The organism is Pullulanibacillus sp. KACC 23026, assembly GCF_029094525.1.
Classification (GTDB): Bacteria; Bacillota; Bacilli; order Bacillales; family Sporolactobacillaceae; genus KACC-23026.
Window position 1 is genome coordinate 929,479 of record NZ_CP119107.1, and the last position, 16,772, is coordinate 946,250.

A 16,772-nucleotide genomic window follows, 5' to 3' on the forward strand; every position below is an offset into this window, starting at 1 on the left:
AGGATGATGGTAAAACGCTTTTTTAGTATGGGTAAATCTTCCTTGTAGTTCTCGACTGATGATGAGTTTTTATGAAAGAAATTGACTTATTTCTCCGATTCACTAAAAAAACACTTTTCTGACAACTGAGGAAAATGTCTTTAGGATAAGGAAAAAAGTTGTGGATAATGAGGATTTCCACTTTTTACCTTTGCGAAAAATGTAAAATTATTGTTAAATTAGAAATTAGCGAGTTTTTTATATGCTCTCTAATGATGAGAGAGCTGAAAGTGGTAATGCTAATATAAGGTCAAGATTAAGGATTTAAAGGAGTTGTTTTCAAATGATAAGCGAAAACAAACAAAAGATTGTTGCAAGTGTGCCGCAAAGAGGATTCTTTGGGCATCCAAGGGGTCTCTTCACTCTGTTTTTTACAGAATTTTGGGAGCGATTCTCCTATTATGGGATGAGAGCAATCCTTGTTTATTATTTGTATTATAAGGTTTCACAAGGCGGGCTTGGGTTTAACCAAACACTTGCCTTATCGATTATGTCGATCTATGGTTCTCTAGTTTATATGTCGGGTGTCATAGGGGGCTGGTTAGCCGACCGGGTCTTCGGAACAACGAGAGCAGTGTTTTTTGGCGGGGTATTAATTATGTTTGGCCATATTGCCCTTTCGATTCCTGGAAGCAAAGCGATGTTCTTTATTTCAATGGTATTAATTGTGCTGGGCACAGGACTGCTTAAGCCGAATGTCTCAACTGTTGTGGGTGAGATGTATGCTGAAGGAGATCGTCGCCGCGATTCTGGATTTAGTATTTTTTATATGGGCATTAACTTAGGTGGCTTTGTTTCGCCTCTCGTAGTGGGAACACTAGGCATGAAGTATAATTTCCACTTAGGATTTGCATTGGCTGCCATTGGGATGTTTATTGGTTTGGTCGTCTTTGCTGTGACGAAGAAGGGCAGTTTAGGTCTTGCGGGCTCATTTGTTCCTAATCCTTTAACGTCATCTGAATGGAAACGGGTACTAACCATTTTTGTAATAGCTATCATTATTATTGCGATCATCCTTGGTGTGACCATTCCAGCTGGTCTTTTCACTTTCAATACGTTTATTAACTTGGTAAGTATTTTGGGGATTTTAATTCCAGCTGCTTATTTTGTAACCATGTATTTCAGCCGCAAAACAACGAAGACTGAACGTTCGAGAGTACTGGCTTACATTCCGCTCTTCATTGCATCGGTTATCTTTTGGTCGATTGAGGAGCAAGGGTCTACGATTTTGGCCGAATATGCGGACAAGCGTACCCAGCTTAATTTTGCGGGCATTCACATTATTCCAGCCTGGTTCCAGTCTTTAAATCCTTTATTTATCATCGTTCTGGCTCCAGTGTTTGCCTGGTTTTGGATGAAATTAGGGAGTCGTCAGCCTTCAATTCCCAGAAAATTCTCTTTTGGCCTTTTATTTGGCGGGCTTTCTTTTCTAGTCATTCTTCTCCCTGCATACCTTGGCGGCACTCATGCCTTGGTTAATCCGTTATGGCTTGCTTTGAGTTATTTACTTGCAGTTATAGGGGAGCTTAGTTTGTCACCTGTTGGACTTTCGGCAACGACTAAATTAGCGCCGGCTGCTTTTTCAGCGCAAATGATGAGCCTATGGTTCTTGTCAGACGCCGCTGCTCAGGCTCTTAATGCGGTTCTTGCAAAATTTTATTCACCGCAAACGGAAATGGCCTACTTCGGGACCATTGGCGCCGTTGCGGTCATTCTTGGCTTAGTTCTTTTTGCAATTGCACCAGTTATTCAAAGAGCGATGAAGGGTGTTAATTAGAATAACTGAATAAAAAAAACTCCGGACCACCGTGTTCCGAAGTAAAATGAGGGATCCCATGTCCTGTCGGCACAACTGACAGACATGAGATCCTTTTTTTGATTGAATGATTGCTTCACTCATCCGAATTTTGTGTTAAAATTTAACAAATCAGAAGAAAAAGAATGCTAGGCTGGCTGTAATAAAAATGGCGACGGACAATGACTTGAAGCAGCCGCTGCCCATGAACAAGGGTGAGGGGGAGCGCGGGGCCCACTGCGAAAAACACCAAGACAAGGCGTGTCAGGAGCCGAAAGCGTGTGATGGGGGCTCCAATGTACGGAATCTTGAGGAGCGCGGGGCCAACTGCGAAAAACACCAAGGTAAGGCGTGTCAGGAGCTGAAAGCGTGTGATGGGGGCTCCAACGCACGAAAACGAGGTGAGAGAGGAGCCGAAAGTGTGTGATGGGGGCTCCAACGCACGAAAACGAGGCGAGAGAGTGTCCGAAAGTGTGTGATGAAGGCTCCAACGCACGAAAACGAGACGAGAGAGAGGCCGAAAGCGTGTGATGAAGGCTCCAACGCACGAAAACGAGGCGAGAGAGAGGCCGAAAGTGTGTGATGGAGGCTCCAACGCACGAAAACGAGGCGAGAGAGGAGCCGAAAGTGTGTGATGGAGGCTCCAACGCACGAAAACGAGGCGAGAGAGAGGCCGAAAGTGTGTGATGAAGGCTCCAACGCACGAAAACGAGACGAGAGAGAGGCTGAAAGTGTGTGATGAAGGCTCCAACGCACGAAAACGAGACGAGAGAGAGGCCGAAAGCATGTGATGAAGGCTCCAACGCACGAAAACGAGGCGAGAGAGAGGCCGAAAGTGTGTGATGGGGGCTCCAACGCACGAAAACGAGGCGAGAGAGAGGCCGAAAGTGTGTGATGAAGGCTCCAACGCACGCAAACGAGGCGAGAGAGAGGCCGAAAGTGTGTGATGGAGGCTCCAACGCACGCAAACGAGGCGAGAGAGAGGCCGAAAGTGTGCGATGGGGGCTCCAACGCACGGAAACGAGGCGTGAGTGGATATAGAAATCGTTTCAGACACGGGAGTCATAGCGTTAAATCTAGAAAAAATGAACGAGGTGTTGGTCATGGGGGAAAATTGTCTTATTTGTCATCGAATCCAAATGATAGTGGATCAAACAAATCCATATTTTGTTGCGGAACTTAAAACGGGTTATGTGGTGATTGGGGATCATCAGTTGTTTAAAGGTTATACGTTATTTCTCTGCAAGGAACATCAACCAGAGCTGCATAGGCTGGATGAAGCGTTTAAGGCAGCCTTTTTAGTCGAAATGAGCCAGGTAGCGGAAGCGGTGTATAAGGCTTTTCAACCTGAAAAACTAAACTATGAATTACTGGGAAATGGGGATGCTCATATGCACTGGCACCTTTTTCCTCGCCGAAGCACGGATCCCGTAAATGGACCGGTTTGGTGGACAGACCGTGATGTCATGAGTTCAGACGATGTCAGGCCGACTGGAGAAGAGCTCGAAGCCATGAAATCCAACCTGTTAAATGAATTGAAGAACCTTCAACCGCTTTTAAAAACTTATAAAGATTAATAAGCCGTCGAACAAGAGATCACCAAAAAGGGTGGCTTCATAACGAATGGTTTAAAGTTCAGCTTAACAGCCTTTTTCTATATTTCCTGAGAGGATTGAATCAAATGAAAGTGGTGGCACCAGAGCCCTTTACTTACAAAGGTGGACAACGCGCGGTTCTTTTACTGCACGGGTTTACCGGGAGTTCTAGGGATGTCCGACAGTTAGGGCGGTTTTTACAAAAAAATGGTTACACCTGTCATGCCCCTATATATAAAGGGCATGGGGTTGGCCCGCATTCTCTTCTCGAAACGGGTCCAGAGGAGTGGTGGCAATCCGTTATAGAAGGCTGCCGTTTTCTAAGAGAAAATGGTTATCAAGAAATGGCCATAGCCGGACTCTCACTAGGAGCCATTTTTTCTTTGAAAGCAGGCTTAGAATGGCCGGTAAAGGGAATCGTCTCTATGTCTGCTCATGTATTGGAGAGAGAGCCAAATGCGTATTTCCAGCGCGTACTTGACTATGCAAGAAGGTATAAGACGTTTGAGGGGAAATCCGATGATCAGATAGCGGATGAAATGTGGCAGGTAGAGAACAGCACTATGCCGTCGTTAAAAGAGCTGCAAACCTTAGTTTTGGATATTGGCAGGCATCTCGAATCGCTGACTGTCCCGATTCTGATTTTACAGGGCAAGTTGGATGAGCCCATCTATCAAGAGAGTGCCGACATTCTTTATAAGACGGTCTCTTCTCTGAAAAAAGAGATCAGATGGTTTGAGCAATCGGGTCACCTTCTTACTATAGATAAGGAAAAAGAGGAGGCGTTCGAAGCGGTCGTCTCTTTTTTAAACTCGCTTGAATGGGAATCTTAAAGCTAGACAAAATACATCGCACCTGTGTAAAATTTTCTGGGAAATGAACTCGGCGACTTTCTTTTTCTAATAAAATGGTCTTAGAAGGTCGAACGTGATAAAATAGATGAGACTTTATTATGATGGAGAAGAGAAACAAAATGAGAATAGGTTTTTTTGATTCTGGGATAGGCGGTTTGACTGTCCTTCACCAAGCGCTTCGTTTCTTGCCGAATGAGGATTATATCTATTATGCGGATACTTGGCATGTTCCTTATGGGGACAAGCCAAAAGAAGAGGTCAAGGGCTATATTTTTGAGGCAGTCGATTTTATCGTTAAGCAAGGGGTGAAAGCGCTGGTCATTGCGTGCAATACGGCAACGAGCATAGCGGTTGAAGACCTTCGAAAAACGTATGATTTCCCTATTTTAGGGATTGAGCCTGCCGTCAAGCCGGCTGTTCAAAGCTGTGAACCCAAGCATAAAAAAGTATTAGTGCTCGCCACCCCTTTGACTTTAAAAGAGGAAAAGTTCCATAACCTTGTCAAGCGGCTTGGACAAGATGACCTGATCGACAGTTTGCCGATGCCTGGGCTTGTCCATTTGGCGGAGAATTTCCAATTTGACGATGAGGTGGTTCTGCCTTATTTGAAGGAGAAGCTCGCTCCATTTGATATCAACCAATACGGGACGGTCGTTCTTGGCTGCACCCATTTTCCTTTTTTCAAAAACAGCATCAAGAGGCTCTTCCCGGATGATGTTGAGATTATTTCAGGAAGTGTAGGGACGGCAAAGAATCTTGAACGTCATCTTGAAGCAAGAAATCTATTGGGCAATGGCACTGGAAATGTAATCTATTATCAATCGGGAATAAAAGTTGACGATCCTGCAACTTTAACAAAATATAAAGAACTCCTCCATAAGCTTGATTATAATTAAAAAAAGCCTAGAGGAGATCGCAAAACATCCACCAAGATTCTTGGTGGATGTTTTGTATTTGGCGACTCTGAGGACTATCAAAGAAAAGGGCGGCTAAGCATCATGAAGGCGGCGTTTTCTTATCTTCAAAGTTAGCGCTAATCCAGTGCAGGTGGGCAAGCTGTGTTTGCGCACGAAAACGGTGTTGCGCCTTGGGAAAAAGGTGGGCAAGCTGTGTTTGCGCACGGAAATAGCGCTGCGCTACCCACGATGAGTCGCCGCTCAGGTGATCCTGTGTGAATGATTGAAGAAACGAATGATGGTAAACCCATCATTTCCTGATTGAATCCATCATTTTGTGATATTAAAACAATCATATTTTTCTTGACAATGATTATGTAAACGCTTAACATGTACTTATAAGAACAGTAAATGATTGGTTTGAGGGGTTTTGATGATGAAAAAGACATCACGCGTCACTCATAAATTAATAGCAGCACGCACGGGTTTATCCATTGCGACTGTCGATCGCGCCCTCAATAATCGTGGGAACGTTAAACCGGAGACGCTTCAAAAAATTCTTGAGGCTTCTAAGGAACTGGATGACTCATTGAAGCAATCAACGCGTTTGCCAACTAGTAAGGAAGAGGTAACCATTGCCGTTGTCCTCCTTACCTATCCACAATTTTTCTGGAAGCAGATTGAGGAGGGTGTCCAAAGAGCAAGTGATGAGTTCAGTGAAATGGGTTTGAAGGTTCAGTTCTTTCATCTATCTGATGATGAGGCTGAAGCAAGCCTTGCTTCTGTAAAAGAAATTATGACTTCAGGACAATTTCAAGGGATGGCCTTACCTGCCTGGCATGATGGGTTAGTTGAACTCATTGATGAGGCTACAGATCAAGGTTTTCCGATTTGCACCTACAACTTAGATGCCCCAATGAGCAAACGGCTGTTTTATGTTGGATGCGATTACACCCAGGCTGGAAAGTTAGCCGCCGAACTTCTCTGCAAGGTGATTGGGAAAAAGGGAGAGGTTGTCTTGTTCACGGACTCCTTTACTTCCTTAATTTCACAACAAAAAATTGCCGGTTTTAGGGAAGGCTTAATGAATTTCCCTAATGTCAAATTAAAGGACCTTATAAAAATAGATCGGAATGTTTCTTTTGAGAAGCTTGAGGATTTAAAAAGGACCTTATCTAGCATCTCTGGCATGTATGTGTCAAACGCTGAAATGACCAGTGTGGCACAGCTCAAAAACCAGATGGATCAAGACATGGTCATAGTCGGTCATGATATGAGTCCTGCTATTTATAATCAAATGATGTCAGGCGGCATTACCGCAGTGATTGGTCAGGAAACAGAAACTCAAGGCTATCTAGCTGTAAAAACACTCTTTGATCATCTTGTTTTGAAAAAAGAAATCAAAGAACAAGCCCATATTACAAAGCTTGAAGTGATCATGAAGGAAAACGCCAAGTATTACGTTTAACTATTTGATGAATATGAAAGCGGTAACTATGGAAGTTTAGGTAAAAGAGGTTGCTGCTTCATATTTAAGGAGGTGAAGGCCCCGATAACCGCGATTTTTAAGGTGTTGTGACAACGTTTACAGTTTGAAGCATTCAAATACTTAGAGGAATTGACAGGGGGATATAAATTGAAAAAGCTATCGTTTGTAATGACGGGTTTACTCGCTACTTCACTTCTTTTGACAGGGTGCGGCTCTTCCAGTAATTCAGGGGGATCTGGCTCAGGCAACAGTAATCAAAAGGTAACGCTTAATTTCTTGCAAAACAAACCAGAAGTTGTTAAACAATGGGATAAAATGATTAAGGATTTTGAAGCGAAGAATCCGAATATCACCATTAAACAAATTAACCCGCCTAACACGGATACGACACTTCAAGCTGACCTTTCGAAAGGGCAAATGCCTGATATCGTCGCAATGGGTGCCGATGCAACCTATATCCAAATGGCCAAAGATAATGTCTTCATGGATCTTTCTGGGAAGCCTGAATTGGATAAAGTCTCCTCATCCTATACAAAAATGCTTGAAAGCGAAGTTGGCAAATCGAATCCTTATGCTTTGCCGTATACGGTTAATGCCGTTCCAATCATTTATAACGTTGATTTGTTTAAAAAGTATAATTTGACGGTTCCTAAAACTTGGAGCGAATTAATGGATGATGCTCAGAAGATTAAGGATGCCGGTGGTACACCGTTCTATAACGGATTTAAAGATGCTTGGACAACTGCTGGTATTTGGAACGCTTTAGCTGCTAACAATGAGCCAGCTACTTTCCAAAAGGACTTAGCTGCCGGAACAGCTAACTTTTCAAAAGCAGATGCAAAAGCAGCGGATATGATGAAGCAATTTGTCTCCTATGGACAGTCCAACCAATTTGGTACCGATTACAACACAGCAAATGTTAATTATGCAAAAGGCGATGCCGTCTTTTACGCTCAAGGGATCTGGACACTTCCTGTTATTCGCCAATCCAATCCTGATATTAAGTTAAGCACATTTGTTGTTCCAGCAACTGAAGATGCTTCAACTGTTAAGATGGTATCAGGTGTCGATTCGTTGATCGCTTTACCTGACTCAGGTAATAAAGCCAAAGAAGATGCGGCTATGAAATTCATTGATTATTTATTGACGAAAAAACCAGCGGGGGATTATGCCAACGTTGCCGGATTATTCTCAACGGTTAATGGCGTAACCAATAATGATGAAGCTCTTAAACCGCTGCAGTCCTACATTGACCAAGGGAAAGTTGTCGACTTTGATGACCACTATTACCCACCAGCAATGGCAGCAGGCAACCAATACGAGTCCGTACTTCAAGGCGCTTTATCCAAAGGTCAATCCAGCTCTCAGCTGTTGTCACAGTTGGATTCTCTCTATAAGCAAGCTTCTTCACATAAATAATTTTAGCGAATGACTTATACAAAATTAGATGGTAGGGAGCAATCCCTACCATTCATTTCAAATGCAGGAAGGTGTTAAGTATGGCGTGGTTTCGGAAAAATATAGCCTATCTCATCATGACGATACCAGCAATAGTCCTCTTCTTTTACTTCCATACATGGCCGACCTTAAGAGGGATCTTTCTAAGTTTTACTAACTGGAACGGCTTTGGTCCTTATACTTTTGTTGGTCTTAAGAATTATATGGATTTGTTTCATGATCACCAAGTTCTTCATGCCTATGGCTTTACGTTTATGTTCGCGGTTATAACGACGATTCTCGTTAATGTCATCAGTCTGAGTATTGCTGTGGCGCTGAATGCCAAAATTAAATTGACGAAAACATTCAAGGCGATTTATTTCTTGCCTTTTGTTCTAAGTACATTGATTGTTTCCTTCATTTTTAATTTTATTTTTTCTCATCTCATTCCGAATATGGCTCAACAATTTCATATCACGGCTTTGGCCCAAAATATTCTGGGAACACAATGGGCTTGGGTGGGAATTGTTGTGGTCGCGGTCTGGCAAGGGGCGGCGTTTAACGTCTTGTTGTACTTAGCCGGCTTACAGACGATTCCTGGTGAAGTTTACGAGGCATCCGCTATTGACGGAGCCTCACCTTGGCGGACTTTTTGGAGTGTTACGATCCCACTTATTGTGCCATTCTTAACGATTAACTTAGTTCTTGCAGCAAAAACTTACTTGCAAGTCTTTGACCAAGTTGTGGGGATGACCAATGGGGGACCAGGAAATGCGACACAATCCATTGCGTTTGTTATTTATACAAATGGTTTGGGTGGCGGAGAGCTCGCCTATCAATCCGCAAATGCAGTTGTGTTCTTAATTATCATGGTATGTATTGCCTTGTTCCAAATTAGAATGATGCAAAGAGGCGGTGACATTCAACTATGAGCCGAACTAAAACAAACTGGGTAGCCATGATTTATCTCATAATCGGTGCGATTTTCATTTTGTTCCCTATATATATGGCGATTATGGTGGCGTTGAAAAACCCTCAAGAGATCGCTCAGTCAATATTGGCCTTTCCATCCACCCTTCATTGGGGTAACTTTCCGAAAGCCATGGCTGTCACGCATTATTTCCATACGTTTTTAAACAGTGCGGTTATTACTTTCTTTGCAGTTGTGTTTAGTGTTTTATTTAGTTCAATGGTGTCTTATGCCATTGCGAGAAATATGAAAACGAAGCTCTTTAAATCGATTTATTATTATTTCTTTGCAGCCATGTTTGTTCCATTTCCAATCTTAATGCTGCCGCTTGTTCGACAAATGAGTCATATTGGCCTTGCCAATATTGTCGGGTTGATCGTTCTTTACCTGGTGTACGGACTTTCTCAAAATATCTTTCTTTATGTCGGTTATCTCAAGTCGATTCCAGTAGAACTTGAGGAAGCGGCTTACGTGGATGGTGCAGGAAAATGGACGATTTTTTGGAAGGTTATCTTCCCATTGATGTCACCCATGAATGCGACCGTTGCGATCTTAACTGCCATATGGGCTTGGAATGACTTTATGCTTCCAGTCGTCATGCTATCTGATCCAAACCAATACACCTTGCCACTCGTTCAATATGCCTTTCAATCGCAATACAGCACCAACTATAATTTGGCATTTGCCTCCTACCTTTTAGCCTTACTTCCTATGGTCATCCTTTACCTTATCTTCCAAAAATGGATCGTCAATGGCGTTACCCAAGGGGCCATTAAATAGGCAAAGGGAGCAAAGAGGAGAAGGTTGGCGAGAAACACATGGAGAAGATCCGGCCAGCCTAAACTAGAGGGCAAAATACAAGAAGGTCGAGCGCCAGCCTCAAGCAAGAGGGTAAAAACCAAGAAGGTTGGCGAGAAATCCAAGAAGGTACGCGAGAAATCCAAGAAGGTACGCCAAAAATCCCAGAAGGTCGACCAAAAATACAAGAAGGTCGACCAAAAATCATAGAAGGTCAACCAAAAATCTAAGAAGGTCGAGCGCCAGCCTCAGACTAGAGGGGAAAATCCCAGAAGGTTGGCCAAGAATCCCAGAAGGTTGGCCAAAAATCCTAGAAGGTACGCGAAAAACACAAGAAGGTCGACCAAAAATCATAGAAGGTCGACCAAAAATCGCAGAAGGTCGAGCGCCAGCCTCAGACTAGAGGGCAAAATCCCAGAAGGTTGGCCAAAAATCCCAGAAGGTACGCGAAAAACACAAGAAGGTCAACCAAAAATCCCAGAAGGTCGAGCGCCAGCCTCAGACTAGAGGGCAAAATCCCAGAAGGTTGGCCAAGAATCCCAAAAGGTGCGACAAAAACACAAGAAGGTCGACCAAAAATCATAGAAGGTCGACCAAAAATCCCAGAAGGTCGAGCGCCAGCCTCAAGCAAGAGGGTAAAAACCAAGAAGGTTGGCGAGAAATCCAAGAAGGTACGCGAAAAACACAAGAAGGTCAACCAAAAATCATAGAAGGTCAACCAAAAATCGCAGAAGGTCGAGCGTCAGCCTCAGACTAGAGGGCAAAATCCCAGAAGGTTGGCCAAGAATCCCAGAAGGTACGCCAAAAACACAAGAAGGTTGACCAAAAATCGCAGAAGGTCGAGCGTCAGCCTCAGACTAGAGGGAAAAATCCCAGAAGGTTGGCCAAGAATCCCAGAAGGTACGCCAAAAATACAAGAAGGTCGACCAAAAATCATAGAAGGTCGACCAAAAATCGCAGAAGATCGAGCGTCAGCCTCAGACTAGAGGGAAAAATCCCAGAAGGTTGGCCAAGAATCCCAGAAGGTACGCCAAAAATACAAGAAGGTCGACCAAAAATCATAGAAGGTCGACCAAAAATCGCAGAAGATCGAGCGCCAGCCTCAGACTAGAGGGCAAAATCCCAGAAGGTTGGCCAAGAATCCCAGAAGGTACGCGAAAAACACAAGAAGGTTGACCAAAAATCCTAGAAGGTCGACCAAAAATCCAAGAAGGTCGAGCGCCAGCCTCAGACTAGAGGGCAAAATCCCAGAAGGTTGGCCAAAAATCCTAGAAGGTACGCGAAAAACACAAGAAGGTCGACCAAAAATCCAAGAAGGTCAACCAAAAATCGCAGAAGGTCGAGCGCCAGCCTCAGACTAGAGGGAAAAATCCCAGAAGGTTGGCCAAAAATCCTAGAAGGTACGCGAAAAACACAAGAAGGTCGACCAAAAATCGCAGAAGGTCGAGCGCCAGCCTCAGACAAGAATGTCCACGCAAACTCATAATTAGATTAAACAGACTTGGAGTGATCCTGAAATGAAGTTTACAAATGGAAATTGGTTGAATCGTGAAGGCGTTGATATTCATTCGCTCGTAGAAGTGCATGAGGTTGTAAAAGAAGCTGATTCTTTAACGGTTTATGCGCCTTGCAAGCATATTGCCCATCGCGGTGCGACATTGGACGGTCCGTTGGTGACGGCTCGTTATTCGTCGCCAATGCCGGGCGTCATTCGTGTTCAATATGCTCATTTTAAAGGCTTGAAGCCAAAGATGCCTCAATTTGTGTTGAATGAAACGGACGCCTCGCCTAGTATTGCAGAAACAGAAGAAGAAGCCGTGTTAACAAGCGGGGAGTTATCGGTCAAGATCAACAAAGGCGATTGGTCGGTTAACTTTTACCACAATGATCAGCGTTTGACGGGAAGCGGGACGAGAAGTACGGCTTATATTAAAGAGGGCCAGGACGCCTACATGCGTGAACAGCTGGATCTTTCGGTTGGGGAAAACGTTTATGGATTAGGCGAACGGTTCACGCCATTTGTGAAAAATGGCCAGGTCGTTGATAGTTGGAACAAAGATGGCGGGACAAGCTCGGAGCAGGCCTACAAGAGCATTCCCTTTTATATAACAAATAAAGGTTATGGTGTTTTTGTTAATCATCCTGAGCTTGTGTCCTTTGAAATTGGTTCAGAAAGGGTGTCGCGCTCTCAGTTTAGTGTAAAAGGTGAGGAGCTCGACTATTTTATTATTGATGGCCCTGCGCTTAAAGACGTCATTCGCCGCTATACGGATCTCACTGGAAAACCCGCTCTTCCCCCAGCGTGGTCGTTTGGTTTGTGGCTCACGACTTCTTTTACAACGAATTACGATGAGGCCACTGTCAATCATTTTGTCGATGGTATGGCTGAACGCGATATCCCGCTTCGTGTGTTCCACTTCGACTGCTTTTGGATGAAGGAATTTGAATGGTGTAATTTTGAGTGGGATGAGCGCATGTTCCCGGACCCAAAAGGCATGCTAAGTCGCCTCAAGGCAAAAGGCTTAAACATCTGTGTTTGGATCAATCCATATATTGCGCAAAAATCCAAGCTGTTTGACGAAGCGGCTGAAAACGGCTATTTAATTAAGAGGCCTAATGGGGATGTCTGGCAATGGGATCTCTGGCAAGCGGGGATGGGGATTGTTGATTTCACAAATCCTGATGCCTGCAAATGGTTTGCCAGCAAGCTTCAGGCTTTGATTGATATGGGAGTGGATGCGTTCAAGACGGACTTTGGTGAACGGATTCCTACAGACGTTGTTTATTTTGACGGCTCTGATCCTTATAAAATGCACAACTATTATACTCAACTGTATAACAAGGTTGTCTTTGATTTATTGAAAGAAAATTTTGGTGAGGAAAAAGCGGTTTTATTTGCACGATCGGCTACGGCTGGCGGACAACAATTCCCGGTTCACTGGGGCGGCGACTGCAGTGCCAAATTTGAATCCATGGCAGAAAGCCTTCGCGGTGGCTTGTCTTTAAGTCTTTCTGGATTTGGATTTTGGAGTCACGATATCGGTGGCTTTGAGGAGTCCTCTACGCCAGACGTTTATAAACGCTGGGCAGCCTTTGGTTTACTTTCTAGCCATAGCCGACTTCACGGAAGCTCTTCGTATCGTGTGCCTTGGATTTATGATGACGAGGCCGTTGATGTCCTGCGCCACTTCACGAAATTAAAGTATCGCTTAATGCCATACTTACATGGTGCCGCTCGTCAGGCAGCTGAGACTGGCATTCCGGTCATGCGTCCAATGGTTCTTGAATTCCCTGAAGACCCAACGTGTGCGTATTTGGACCGCCAATATATGCTTGGTGATTCCCTTCTTGTTGCGCCTGTATTTAGTGAAGATGGTTATGTTTCTTATTATCTTCCTAAAGGGACGTGGACACACTTGCTTTCTGGCGAAAAGGTTGAAGGTGGCACGTGGCGAAATGGACAGTATGACTATATGAGTTTACCTCTTTTTGTACGGGAAAACTCTGTTGTAGCATTTGGAAATGTGACAGACAAACCGGATTATGACTACACAGAAGACGTCACCTTCCAAGTCTTTGAACTTGCCGATGGAGCATCTGTTCAGACAAAGGTCGAAGCTGAAGAGGGCAATCAAACCCTCACATTGACCTTAACTAAAAATGGTGATCAAGTGGTTGCCGAAACAAGTGGTTCCGGAAGTTGGTCCCTTCTTCTACGCGGCATTTCCGACGTTCAATCGGTTGAAAACGGCTCACCAATCGTTGAAACGCTTGGCGTCAAAATCAAACCAAAAAATGGCAAGGTTGTTATTAAGGGGGTCTGACCCCCTTTTAGCATTTGTGGGCAAGAAAAAGAGCAAAAGGGGACAGACCTCTCCTTAATATATAGTGTTTTTTGGGGGAAAAGGGACCATAGTGTGGTTTTAGGGGTCAGACCCCCACCCTATAGGAGGAATGGAAAATGGTTCGAGCTTGGTGGAAGGAATGTGTTGTGTATCAGGTTTATCCAAGGAGTTTTAGGGATAGTGATGGGGATGGGGTTGGCGATATCAGAGGGATTACGGAGAAATTAGGGTATCTCCAGAACTTGGGTATTGATGTGATTTGGCTGTCTCCTGTTTATCAATCACCTAATGATGATAATGGTTATGATATCAGTGATTATCAGGCTATTTTGGGCGAGTTTGGTACGATGGAGGACTTTGATGAACTTCTGGAGCAGGCTCATCAGCATGATATTAAAATCATGATGGATTTGGTTGTGAATCATACGTCCGATGAGCATCGTTGGTTTATTGAAGCGAAATCATCAAAGGACAACCCTTATCGTGATTTTTATATCTGGAAGCAAGGGAAAGACGGGCAGCCGCCTACCAACTGGGGAGCGGCCTTTGGGGGCAGTGCTTGGGAGTATGATGAATCAACGGATGAGTACTACCTCCATCTTTTCAGCAAGAAGCAACCGGACTTAAATTGGGAGAACCCGCGGCTGCGAAAAGCGGTTCAAGAGATGATGACGTTTTGGCTGGATAAAGGTGTAGACGGCTTTCGAATGGATGTCATTAACTTTATTTCAAAGGATCAATCCTTTCCAGATGGGGAAGTCAATGATACGGGGTATGGCGATGGCAGTCCGTATTATATGAACGGCCCTCGCATTCATGAATTTTTACATGAAGTTAATCAAAATGTCCTATCCAAGTACGATCTGATTACGGTTGGCGAGATGCCGGGAGTCAATGTGGAGCAGGCTAAGCTTTATACGGGAGAAGACCGTGATGAACTGCAAATGGTCTTTCATTTTGAGCACGTTGATGTTGGGAATGGAAAATTTGGAAAATGGACTCCTCAGCCTTGGAAGCTGACCGACCTTAAAGCCATCTTCTCGAAATGGCAAAACGGTCTTGAGGAAGACGGTTGGAACAGCTTGTATTGGAGCAATCATGATCAGCCGCGGGCGATTTCTCGGTTTGGAAATGACAGCGAGGCCTATCGAGTTGTTTCAGGCAAGATGCTTGCCACCTGCCTTCATCTGTTAAAAGGGACGCCGTACATTTATCAAGGTGAAGAAATGGGCATGACAAATGTTGAATTTCAGTCGATTGACGACTACCGAGATATTGAAACCTTGAATGCCTTCAATGATTTTACAGAGAAGGGGCTGCTGACAGAAGAGGAAATTAGGAAGGGGATTCATGAGAGAGGAAGAGATAATGCTCGTACGCCTGTCCAATGGTCAGCTGAGCCTCATGGTGGTTTTACAACGGGCGAGCCTTGGATTTCGGTCAATCCCAATTATAAAACCATTAATGCCGAGCAGGCGATGCTGGACCCGGATTCTATCTTCCATTACTACAAAAAGCTCATTCAATTGCGAAAAGAACATCCTGTTATCGTGTACGGAAACTACCAGTTGATTTTAGAAAATGATGAACATATATATGCTTATATAAGAGAATTTAACGGTGAAAAATTAGTTGCGATTTGTAACTTTTCCGAAGAAAATAGGACGTTTGAACTGCCAGAAGCTATTCAATTTAACTCCGAAAAATTGCTCATTTCCAACTATGAAGTAAACGTAGACGAGAATGTCCAGTCTTTTGAACTCAAACCGTATGAAGCAAGAGTGTATCAGCTTTATTGAAGGGACGGTTCTCCTGTTTCAGAAACGGGAGAACCGTCCTTTTATAAAAGGGGGCCATTCGATGTTGAAACAGTATGACTATCATGTTTGGGCAAATGAGCGTGTTTTCCATCATTTAAGAAGTCTTCCGGAGGGGGTCATTCATCAAAGCATTCAAAGTGTCTTTCCGACTGTGGCAACGGTGTTGGTCCATGTCTATTTGACTGAAACCATTTGGTTAAAAGTGATGGATGGCGAGCGCTTTGAAGCCATTGAAGAATATGTTCACAGAGATAAATGGACACAAGCTTTTTCTGGGGAGAGCCTTGAAGAAATCGAAACGTTATATGCCAAGCTTAGTTGGCGCTATCAGTCCTACTTCGAGAAGACCCCCGATCTGACAAAAGAAATAACTATTGAGCATCCTAAGTTTGGCCGCGTTACTCTTCCTATCTCTGAACTCCTTCAGCATCTCGTCAATCATGCTTCCTATCACAGAGGAAACTTAACAGCCATGCTCAGACAGCTAGGATTGGGAGGCATTTCGACCGATTATTTTCTTTATTTGGCCGACAATCAAAAAGGCTAAAAGGATAGCTGAGCTATGCTGGTATGACAAAACCATTAGGCCTGTATTAGAAGACTTGGCTGTTATCTATCAGATGGCACGACTGCTCGAAAACCCAACTTTTTACCTATTGATCATCAAGTTTTTTTTGATTTAGGTTGATTTTTTGACAGAATGGTTGAGGAACCTGTAGACATCCTGTATTTTAATAGTTAAAAGGCAGGATGGGGGAAGGATATGGAAATAAAACGAGATGATTTAACGGGAGCTGCCATCATTCATTTTATAAATGAGCATCTCGATAATATGGCAGAAAATTCACCGCCTGAGAGCATTCATGCCTTGGCTATTGAGGAGTTGCGTCAGCCAGAGATCACGTTTTGGAGTGCCTGGGACGGGGAAGAACTGCTTGGCTGCGGTGCCCTTAAAGAATTGGACCATCAGCATGGTGAAATTAAATCGATGCGAACGTCCCATGCTCACCGAAGAAAAGGAGTGGCTAAGCATATTCTTCAGTGTTTGATTGAAGAGGCGAGGCGGCGCGGGTACGAGCGACTCAGCTTAGAAACAGGATCGATGGCTGCCTTTGAACCAGCGCGGCGGTTATATTCAAGCTTTGGTTTCCGCTACTCTGACCCGTTTGCGGAATACAAGGAAGACCCAAACAGTGTGTTTATGACCATGAGATTAAGCGAGGAACAGTAAGAT

The 16,772-nt window shown here is 44.0% G+C and carries 12 protein-coding genes; all 12 read left to right on the forward strand.

The window, feature by feature from the left end:
- Positions 1 to 322: 322 nt before the first annotated feature.
- The 12 genes from PU629_RS04065 to PU629_RS04120 all read left to right on the forward strand — a co-directional run bounded on the left by PU629_RS04065 (position 323) and on the right by PU629_RS04120 (position 16,769).
- Positions 323 to 1,816: a peptide MFS transporter gene (locus PU629_RS04065; protein ID WP_275282997.1), complete on the forward strand. Its 1,494-nt coding sequence runs from the start codon at positions 323 to 325 to the stop codon at positions 1,814 to 1,816.
- A gap of 1,049 nt (positions 1,817 to 2,865) precedes the next feature.
- The gene (locus tag PU629_RS04070; RefSeq protein WP_275282998.1) at positions 2,866 to 3,411 is read left to right on the forward strand and encodes an HIT family protein; all 546 of its coding nucleotides are present in this window, start codon (positions 2,866 to 2,868) and stop codon (positions 3,409 to 3,411) included.
- A gap of 104 nt (positions 3,412 to 3,515) precedes the next feature.
- Positions 3,516 to 4,262, forward strand: a complete 747-nt coding sequence (locus PU629_RS04075; RefSeq protein ID WP_275282999.1) for an alpha/beta hydrolase — start codon at positions 3,516 to 3,518, stop codon at positions 4,260 to 4,262.
- A 140-nt stretch (positions 4,263 to 4,402) separates the two neighbouring features.
- A complete protein-coding gene (gene murI, locus PU629_RS04080) occupies positions 4,403 to 5,179 on the forward strand; it encodes a glutamate racemase (RefSeq protein ID WP_275283000.1) in 777 nt (258 codons plus the stop codon).
- A 436-nt stretch (positions 5,180 to 5,615) separates the two neighbouring features.
- Entirely contained in the window at positions 5,616 to 6,647 is a 1,032-nt protein-coding gene (locus PU629_RS04085) for a LacI family DNA-binding transcriptional regulator (RefSeq protein WP_275283001.1), read from the forward strand.
- A 168-nt stretch (positions 6,648 to 6,815) separates the two neighbouring features.
- Positions 6,816 to 8,087, forward strand: coding sequence for an ABC transporter substrate-binding protein (locus tag PU629_RS04090; protein WP_275283002.1), 1,272 nt, complete (start codon positions 6,816 to 6,818; stop codon positions 8,085 to 8,087).
- Between the two features lie 80 nt (positions 8,088 to 8,167).
- The gene (locus PU629_RS04095; protein ID WP_275283003.1) at positions 8,168 to 9,037 is read left to right on the forward strand and encodes a carbohydrate ABC transporter permease; all 870 of its coding nucleotides are present in this window, start codon (positions 8,168 to 8,170) and stop codon (positions 9,035 to 9,037) included.
- Positions 9,034 to 9,855, forward strand: a complete 822-nt coding sequence (locus PU629_RS04100) for a carbohydrate ABC transporter permease (RefSeq protein ID WP_275283004.1) — start codon at positions 9,034 to 9,036, stop codon at positions 9,853 to 9,855. Before PU629_RS04095 ends, PU629_RS04100 begins: the two co-directional genes overlap by 4 nt.
- A gap of 1,535 nt (positions 9,856 to 11,390) precedes the next feature.
- A complete protein-coding gene (yicI, locus tag PU629_RS04105) occupies positions 11,391 to 13,697 on the forward strand; it encodes an alpha-xylosidase (protein ID WP_275283005.1) in 2,307 nt (768 codons plus the stop codon).
- Between the two features lie 137 nt (positions 13,698 to 13,834).
- Complete coding sequence (locus tag PU629_RS04110) at positions 13,835 to 15,517, forward strand: glycoside hydrolase family 13 protein (protein WP_275283006.1); 1,683 nt, start codon at positions 13,835 to 13,837, stop codon at positions 15,515 to 15,517.
- Between the two features lie 61 nt (positions 15,518 to 15,578).
- Positions 15,579 to 16,085, forward strand: a complete 507-nt coding sequence (locus PU629_RS04115; protein WP_275283007.1) for a DinB family protein — start codon at positions 15,579 to 15,581, stop codon at positions 16,083 to 16,085.
- 216 nt (positions 16,086 to 16,301) lie between these two features.
- Positions 16,302 to 16,769, forward strand: a complete 468-nt coding sequence (locus PU629_RS04120; RefSeq protein ID WP_275283008.1) for a GNAT family N-acetyltransferase — start codon at positions 16,302 to 16,304, stop codon at positions 16,767 to 16,769.
- The last annotated feature ends 3 nt before the right edge of the window (positions 16,770 to 16,772 follow it).